This window comes from Nocardia sp. NPDC060220 (assembly GCF_042727815.1).
Lineage (GTDB): Bacteria > Actinomycetota > Actinomycetes > Mycobacteriales > Mycobacteriaceae > Nocardia.
This window is the reverse complement of the sequence record NZ_JBHWZY010000274.1, coordinates 1-7,779: the sequence shown is the minus strand read 5'-3', so window position 1 is coordinate 7,779 and position 7,779 is coordinate 1. Positions and strand designations below refer to the sequence as shown.

Annotated in this window: 5 protein-coding genes; 3 read left to right on the top strand and 2 right to left on the bottom strand. The window is 69.0% G+C overall.

All coding sequences use genetic code 11. The features are described 5' to 3' along the window. The coding region (rpmB, locus tag ACFWF3_RS16190) for a 50S ribosomal protein L28 (RefSeq protein ID WP_379314292.1) at window positions 1–106 on the bottom strand (106 nt) is incomplete at its 3' end. A 313-nt stretch (window positions 107–419) separates the two neighbouring features. Here rpmB and ACFWF3_RS16185 point away from each other — a divergent pair. Continuing rightward, a complete protein-coding gene (locus tag ACFWF3_RS16185; protein WP_379314290.1) occupies window positions 420–2,378 on the top strand; it encodes a DAK2 domain-containing protein in 1,959 nt (652 codons plus the stop codon). Continuing rightward, a complete protein-coding gene (gene recG / locus ACFWF3_RS16180) occupies window positions 2,379–4,637 on the top strand; it encodes an ATP-dependent DNA helicase RecG (RefSeq protein ID WP_378992128.1) in 2,259 nt (752 codons plus the stop codon). Between the two features lie 11 nt (window positions 4,638–4,648). On the opposite strand, the gene ACFWF3_RS16175 is transcribed toward recG, so the two are convergent. After that, on the bottom strand, window positions 4,649–6,073 hold the full coding sequence (locus ACFWF3_RS16175; protein ID WP_378626319.1) for a short-chain fatty acyl-CoA regulator family protein: 1,425 nt from the start codon (window positions 6,071–6,073) through the stop codon (window positions 4,649–4,651). A 353-nt stretch (window positions 6,074–6,426) separates the two neighbouring features. On the opposite strand from ACFWF3_RS16175, the gene ACFWF3_RS16170 reads away from it, so the two are divergent. Next, window positions 6,427–7,779: MmgE/PrpD family protein (locus ACFWF3_RS16170; protein ID WP_379314291.1), on the top strand; the 1,353-nt coding region annotated here is incomplete at its 3' end.

Sequence of the window (7,779 nt, the reverse complement as noted above, 5' to 3'; positions counted from 1 at the left end):
CGGTCTGGATGTTCGGGTTCCAGCGACGGTTGGTGCGCCGGTGCGAGTGCGAGACCGACTTCCCGAAACCGGGGCCCTTGGCGCAGACGTCGCAAACGGCAGCCATGTCGCGAGCTCCTTCATGTCATAAGCGGACAGCGGCGCACGTATGCCCGCTGAACCGGAAACTGATGTCGTCAAATGCCTTGCCGACTGTCGTCGGCCAGCGCAGACCCACGTGGGCCGCACAAAGCAACCCTGCAAGACTAGCGGGCCGGGCCTCGAAGTTCCAAACCGGGTATCCCGGTCGACCTGCCGAGCACAGCCCGGCTGAGGGCCCGTCCGAGGTCAGCGTACCCCGGTCGGTAGCTGCCGCTAACCTGGCGTGCGTGCTCGGCGCGCGGGTACGCAGAACGGGGAGCGAGGTGGCGGTGGCGCACGTGCGGGAGTCTCTCGACGGCCCCGATCTGCTGGTCTGGGCCTGCGGTTGCCGCACCGACCTGGAGCTACGCCGCGCGGAGATCGATGCGCTCAACGTGTTCCCCATCGCCGACGCCGACACCGGGACCAACCTCCTGGCCACCATGCGCGCCGCGGTCGCGACGGCGGAGCGGGCCGTGCTCGACGCGCAGGACGCCACGTCCCACCTCGTCGCCCAGGCCTTGGCCCGCGGCGCGACCACGGGTGCGCGCGGAAATTCGGGCATCATCCTGTCGCAGGTCCTGCGCGGGATCGCGGAGGCCGTTGTCGCAGGCCCGTTGACCGGTGCGCGGCTGCAGGAGGCATTGCGGCGGTCGGCCGTGCTCGTGCGCACGGGACTGAGTGCCCCGGTCGAGGGCACGATCCTGACGGTTCTCGACCGCGCCGCCGCCGCGGCCGCCGAGGTCGCCGAACCCTCCCTGGAAGAGGTGGCCCGTGCCGCCGCCGAAGGTGCCGCGCGGGCACTGAGCCGGACTCCGACCCAGCTGGGCGTGCTGCGCGCGGCGGGAGTCGTCGACGCGGGGGCGCGCGGGCTGCTGGTGTTGCTCGACTGCCTCGTGGCCGAAGTCTGCGGTGAGGCACCCGCGCGAGTCAGATACACGCGGGGCGAGCGCGCGGACCAGGGGCCGCACCGGCGGCCGGACGACGGCAACGAGCAGGGAGTGACTCTGCCCGGCGGGTCCGGTGACATCGATCACGAACCTGCGCGCGACGGCGAGGGGGAGGCCGTTTCCGACGGCCGGGAGCAGCGGATACGCGACGACCATGATCACCGTGATCGGGACGCTGATCCACACTTCGAGGTCATGTACGTGATCTCCGGCACCGACGAGACCGCCGCGGGTGGGCTGCGCGATCGGCTCGCCGTTCTCGGTGATTCGGTGGTGGTGGTCGGCGACGGCGACAGCACCTGGTCGGCCCATGTGCACTGCCGCGACGCGGGGGCGGCGATCGAGGCCGGGCTCGCGGTGGGCACGGTGACGAGCATTCGAATCGAGAGTTTCGCGGTGACCGCGCCGCACAGCGGCCACCACGAGCCCGGCCATCACGATCACGGCCACCACGCGCGAGGCGCCGACCGGCTCGGTGCGCGGCACGCGCGGGGCGGGACGGGTGCGCGAGACAACTCCGCGGTGTGCGCGCAGGTTGCGAGCGGTGCCGGTGATCGACTGTCGCGTCCCGCGGAGGGAGACGTCTTTCCCGTCACCGGCGGTGCTCGCGATGGTCGCGTCTTCGGCGATCCCGCCGCGCGCGGTGTCCTCGCGGACCGTGGTGTCCTGGCGGTGGTGGCAGGCGCTGCCGCCACACGCCTGTTCGAAGATGCCGGGGCGGTGGTGTTGCGCGGGGATCGGCAGGTCGATACGAGCACTCTGCTGACCGCGATTCGGCGGATGCCACATCGTGAGGTGCTCGTGTTGCCCAACGGCGCCCTGCCCGCGCAGGAACTCGTCGCGGTCGGTGTGGCCGCGCGTGACGGGTCGCGTGATGTGTTGTTGCTGCCGAGCGCGTCGATGGTGCAGGGTCTCGCGGCGCTGGCGGTGCACGATCGCGGGCGGATCGCGGTGGATGACGCGTTCGCGATGTCGGAGGCGGCGGCGACCATGCGCTGGGGTGCCCTGCGGGCTGCCCGGGTGCGGGCCCTGACGATGGTCGGAATGTGTTCTCCCGGTGACGGACTCGGGCTCGTCGGCCAGGATGTGGTGGTGATCGACCCCGATGTGGTCGGCGCGGGACGCATTCTGCTCGACCGGATGCTCGGTCTCGGTGGGGAATTGGTGACGCTGCTGATGGGCGCCGATACGGGGCCCGAGTTGGCGCAGGTGCTCGCCGAGCATGTGACGGCCGGTTTCCCCGGCGTCGAGGTGGTGGTGTATTCCGGTGGACAGCAAGCGGATCTGGTGCAGATAGGGGTCGAGTAGATGGCGACGTTGAGTGACCGGCTCGACCATGTGCTGGGCGTCAAGGCGGCCGACCGGCTGACCGAGGCGTTCGACATGTCCACGGTCGAGGATCTGCTGCGCCACTATCCGGTGCGCTACGCCACGCAGGGGCAGCCCCTCACCGAGGAGGAGCCGGAGGAGGGTGCGCACATCACCGTCATCGGCCGCATCACGAAAACCGAACTGCGCCCGATGAAGAACCGGCGCGGCTCCCTGTTGAAGGTGCAGCTCGACACCGGCGCCCAGCGTCCACTGGAAGCCACCTTCTTCAACGGCGACAAGGTGCGATATCTGGTGAAAGAAGGTGTGCGAGCGATGATGTCGGGCACCGTGCACTGGTGGCGTCCCGACCGCTGGAACCTCTCGCACCCCGACTACCTGATCCTGCCCGACAAGGCCGAAGCCGGTGTGGAGGAACTCACCTCCGTGCGCGGTAGCGGCGCGCTGCGCGGGCTGGCGCAGAGCGCGAAAGGCGCGGGCGGAGTGGATGCCTCGTTCTTCGAGCGCGAATTCGTCCCCGTGTATCCGGCGACCGCGAAGGTCCAGAGCTGGGACCTGCTGGCCTGCATTCGCCAGGTACTCGACCAGCTCGACCCCATCGACGACCCGCTGCCCGCCGACCTGCGCGAGGAGCGCCAACTGCTTGCGCTCTCAGAAGCGCTGCGCCTGATCCACCTCCCTGAGCACAAGCTGGATATCGAGAAGGCCAGGGACAGGCTTCGTTTCGATGAGGCGCTCGCCTTGCAGCTCGTGCTGGCCGAACGCCGCCACGAGGTGGAGGGCCGCACCGCCCCCGCCTGCCCGCCCTCGGCCGACGGCATCGCCGCCACCTTCGACGAGCGCTTGCCGTTCGAGCTCACCGAAGGCCAGCAGCAGGTGCTCGCGGAGATCTCCGAAGACCTCTCCCGTACCCGCCCGATGCACCGCCTGCTGCAGGGTGAGGTGGGTTCGGGCAAAACGATCGTGGCGCTGAACGCCATGCTCCAAGTCGTGGACTCGGGGCGCCAATGCGCCCTGCTCGCGCCGACCGAAGTCCTGGCCGCCCAGCATTATCGGTCGCTGCGGGCGATGCTCGGCGACCTCGGCAACGCGGGCGAACTCGGCGCTGCGGAGAACTCGACGAAGGTCGTGCTGCTCACCGGATCGATGTCGACGGCCGCGAAGAAGGCGGCATTGCTGGACGCGATGACCGGCGAGGCGGGCATCGTCATCGGTACCCACGCGCTGATCCAGGATGCCGTCGAGTTCTACGACCTCGGCCTCGTGGTGGTCGACGAACAACACCGCTTCGGTGTCGAACAGCGAGACGCGTTGCGTGCCAAGGCGAAAGACGGCATCAGTCCGCACCTGCTGGTGATGACCGCCACCCCGATCCCGCGCACCATCGCGATGACGACACTCGGCGATCTCGAAACCTCCACGCTCACCCAGCTGCCCAAGGGGCGCTCACCGATCGTGTCGAAAGTTGTTCCGCGCAAACTGCACCCGGGCTGGGTGGATCGTGCCTGGGAGCGCATCGTCGAGGAGGTCGGCCAGGGCAGGCAGGCCTATGTCGTCTGTTCGCGCATCGGCGAGGATCCCGACGCGCCACCGGCCAAGGGGAAGAAGGCGGAGAAGGAAGGCCCGACCACCGCGGCCGCGGTGGAGATGTACGAGACGCTGAGCGCCGGTCCGCTCGCCGGTGTACGCGTCGGCCTGCTGCACGGCAGGCTGCCGTCCGATGAAAAAGACCACGTGATGCGCCAATTCAACGACGGCGCCATCGACGTGCTGGTCTGCACCACGGTCGTCGAGGTCGGTGTCGACGTGCCGAACGCGACCGTCATGGTGATCGTCGACGCCGACCGGTTCGGGGTGAGTCAGCTGCACCAGCTGCGCGGTCGCATCGGCCGAGGCAAGCACCCGGGCCTGTGCCTGCTGGTCACCGATGCCGCGCCGGGCGGGACAGCGATGGCGCGGCTGGAGGCGGTGGCGGCGACGACCGACGGCTTCGAACTCTCGGTGCTCGACCTGCGGCAGCGTCGCGAAGGTGACGTCCTCGGTTCGGCGCAGTCCGGTACCGCCCGGTCGTTGCGGTTGCTCTCGCTGCTCGACGACCTCGAGGTGATCACCGCCGCACAGGAACTCGCCCGCCAGGTCGTCGCCGAGGACCCGGGTCTGGTGCATCATCCGGGCTTGGCGGGCATGATGCACGCCGCCGTCGACGGCGAACGCATCGAATACCTCGCCAAGTCCTGACCCCCGCGATGTCAGCGAGGTAGGCGCGGGTACGGCAGGTCGGTGCTGGTGTGTTCGGTCACCGACAGTGGCCGCCCGATCTGCGGGAACGCGCGCTGCGGGCACGACGGACGCTCGCACACCTTGCACCCGGCCCCGATCGGCACCGCCACCTGCGGATCGTCGAGCTGCAGCCCCTGCGAATACACCAGCCGGTCGGCGTATTCGATGTCGCAGCCGAGCCCGATGACGAAGTTCTTCGACGCCGCCCCGAACCCCTGCGCGGCGGCGGGGGTGGTGCGCGCGATCCACAGGTACCGGCGCCCGTCGGGCATCTCCGAGATCTGCGTGAGGATGCGTCCGGGGTGCGCGAACGCCTCGTGGGTGACCCACAGCGGGCAACTGCCGCCCACCCGGGAGAAGTGGAACGCGGTGGCGGACTGGCGTTTCGAGATATTGCCGGCCCGATCGGTACGCACCAGGAAGAACGGCACGCCGCGCTGACCCTGCCGCTGCAGGGTGCTGAGCCGATGGCAGACCGTCTCGAAGCCGACTTCGAACCGCAGTGCGAGCAGGTCGACGTCGTAGCGCAATTCCTCGGCCGAGCGCAGGAACCGGCCGTAGGGCAGGATCAGCGCGCCGGCGAAGTAGTTGGCCAGCCCGACCCTGGCCAGGGTGCGGGATTCGCCGGTGAGCGCCCGGGATTCGGCGAGCACGTTGTCGATCTCGCGGCCGTAGAGCAGCAGGCCGAGGGTGGTCGCGATCTGGAAGGCGCGCTGCCCGGGGCGCAGTCGCCTGGCCAGGGTGAGGGTTCGGGTGTCGGGGTCGTAGTGGCGTTTCGGGATGGCCGGGTCGGCGCCGTCGCCGCGGACCAGCACCGTGACGCCCGCGCGTTCCTCGGCGATCCTGGCCAGCTGACGATCCAGCGAGCCGATGCTCAGGCCGGATTCCTCGAACAGCTGCTCGGCGGCATGGTCGAGGGTTGAGATGTGGTTGCGGTGGTCGTAGAAGAAGTCCCGCACGTCCTCGTACGGCATGGGGGTGCCCGGCGCGCCGGCCGGTGTGTCGACGCGTGAGGACAGCAGGTCGAGCTGGTCGGTCGCCGCGCGCAACCGCCGGTGCATCGCGATGACGATGCGCGCCACCTCGGGCAGCCGGGTCGCCAGTTCCTCGACCTCGGTGATCGGGGCGGTGTCGCCACCGCCCGCGGCTTCCACCAGTACCTCGTGCAGGTCCGAGACCAGCCGCGCGTCGGAGTCGGCGGCGAAGAACTGCACGTCCAGATCGAAGGTCGAGTTGAGTTTCAGCAGAACAGGAATGGTCAGCGGGCGCTGATCACGCTCGAGCTGATTGAGATAGCTGGGTGAGAGGTCCAGCGACTTCGCGAGCGCTGCCTGGGTCATCCGCCGTTCTTCGCGCAGCCTTCGTAGCCTGGCCCCCGCGTACATCTTCCGCACGTCGCAGATCCTAACGCGACCTGTTCGCAATGTTTGCTCAAAGTGGCGAATGCCTCGGGAGAAGTCCAGTCCCGCAAGGGATTTTACCTGTGTCTACCCGTGCGTAACATGCGAAGTCGCGCTCGGCGGCAGATGCGAGCTCGCCTGCGGCGACCGCATTATCGCCGAGGGCCGCCCGCGCGTTCTCTGCGTGGTTGCCGGGAGAATCAACCATAGCGCTTCGGCATCACCGCTCCGGCGATGATCGCCGATCTTCGCAATAGTTGCTGATTTGTCGTCCATTGCACGCAAAAATACGCTTGTTCAGCCCATATCCAGCGATAGATCCAGTGCGTAGCGTGCGAACCATGGCAATGAAAACCCATATCGTTCGCAGCGTCGGGCCCGCCGAGGACTTTCCGCGGTCACAGCATCTGGCCACGCTGATCGCCGAGGTGGCCACCGATCCGGTGGCGGTGACCGGCGAGGTCACCGACATGATCGTCAACCGCATCATCGACAACGCCGCCGTGGCCGCGGCGTCGGTCCTGCGCGGTCCGGTCCGCACCGCCCGCGCGCAGGCGTCGGCCCATCCACTGTCCGCCGCTTCGCCTCGCCACGGGGCCACCGTCTTCGGACTGCCCGGCGGGCAGCGATTTTCACCCGAGTGGGCGGCGTGGGCGAACGGGGTCGCGGTGCGCGAGCTCGACTTCCATGACACGTTCCTCGCGGCGGAGTACTCGCATCCGGGCGACAACATCGCGCCGATTCTGGCCGTCGCCCAGCACATGGGCCGGTCCGGCGCCGAGCTGATCCGCGGGCTCGCCACCGGCTACGAGATCCAGATCGACCTGGTGCGCGCGATCTGCCTGCACGAACACAAGATCGACCACGTCGCTCACCTCGGCCCGTCGGCCGCCGCGGGCATCGGCACGCTGCTCGGCCTCGACACCGAGACCATCTATCAGGCCGTCGGCCAAGCAGTGCACACCACGACCGCTACGCGGCAGTCCCGCAAGGGCGAGATCTCCAGCTGGAAGGCCTACGCCCCCGCGTTCGCCGGGAAGATGGCCGTCGAGGCGGTCGACCGGGCGATGCGTGGTGAAGGCGCGCCCGCACCCATCTGGGAGGGCGCCGACGGTGTGATCGCCTGGTTGCTCGGCGGCACCGATGCCGAATACCAGGTGCCGCTGCCGACTCCGGGCGCGGCCAAGCGCGCCATTCTCGACAGCTACACCAAGCAACACTCCGCCGAATACCAGAGCCAGGCCCCGATCGACCTCGCCCGCCGACTGCGCGAGCGGATCACCGACACCGCCCGCATCACCTCGATCGTGCTGCACACCAGCCACCACACGCACTACGTGATCGGCACCGGATCCGGCGACCCGCAGAAGTTCGATCCGCACGCCAGCCGCGAGACCCTCGACCACTCGCTCCCCTATATCTTCGCGGTCGCCCTCCAGGACGGGACCTGGCATCACGAGCGCTCCTACGCGCCCGAGCGCGCCCAGCGACCCGACACGGTGGCGCTGTGGCGCAAGATCTCCACGGTCGAGGATCCCGACTGGACGCGCCGCTATCACGCGACCGATCCGGCCGAGAAGGCCTTCGGCGCCCGTGCCGTGGTGACTCTCGACGACGGCGAGGTGATCGTCGACGAACTCGCGGTCGCCGACGCGCATCCACTGGGCGCGCGGCCGTTCGCGCGCGCGCAGTACGTCGAG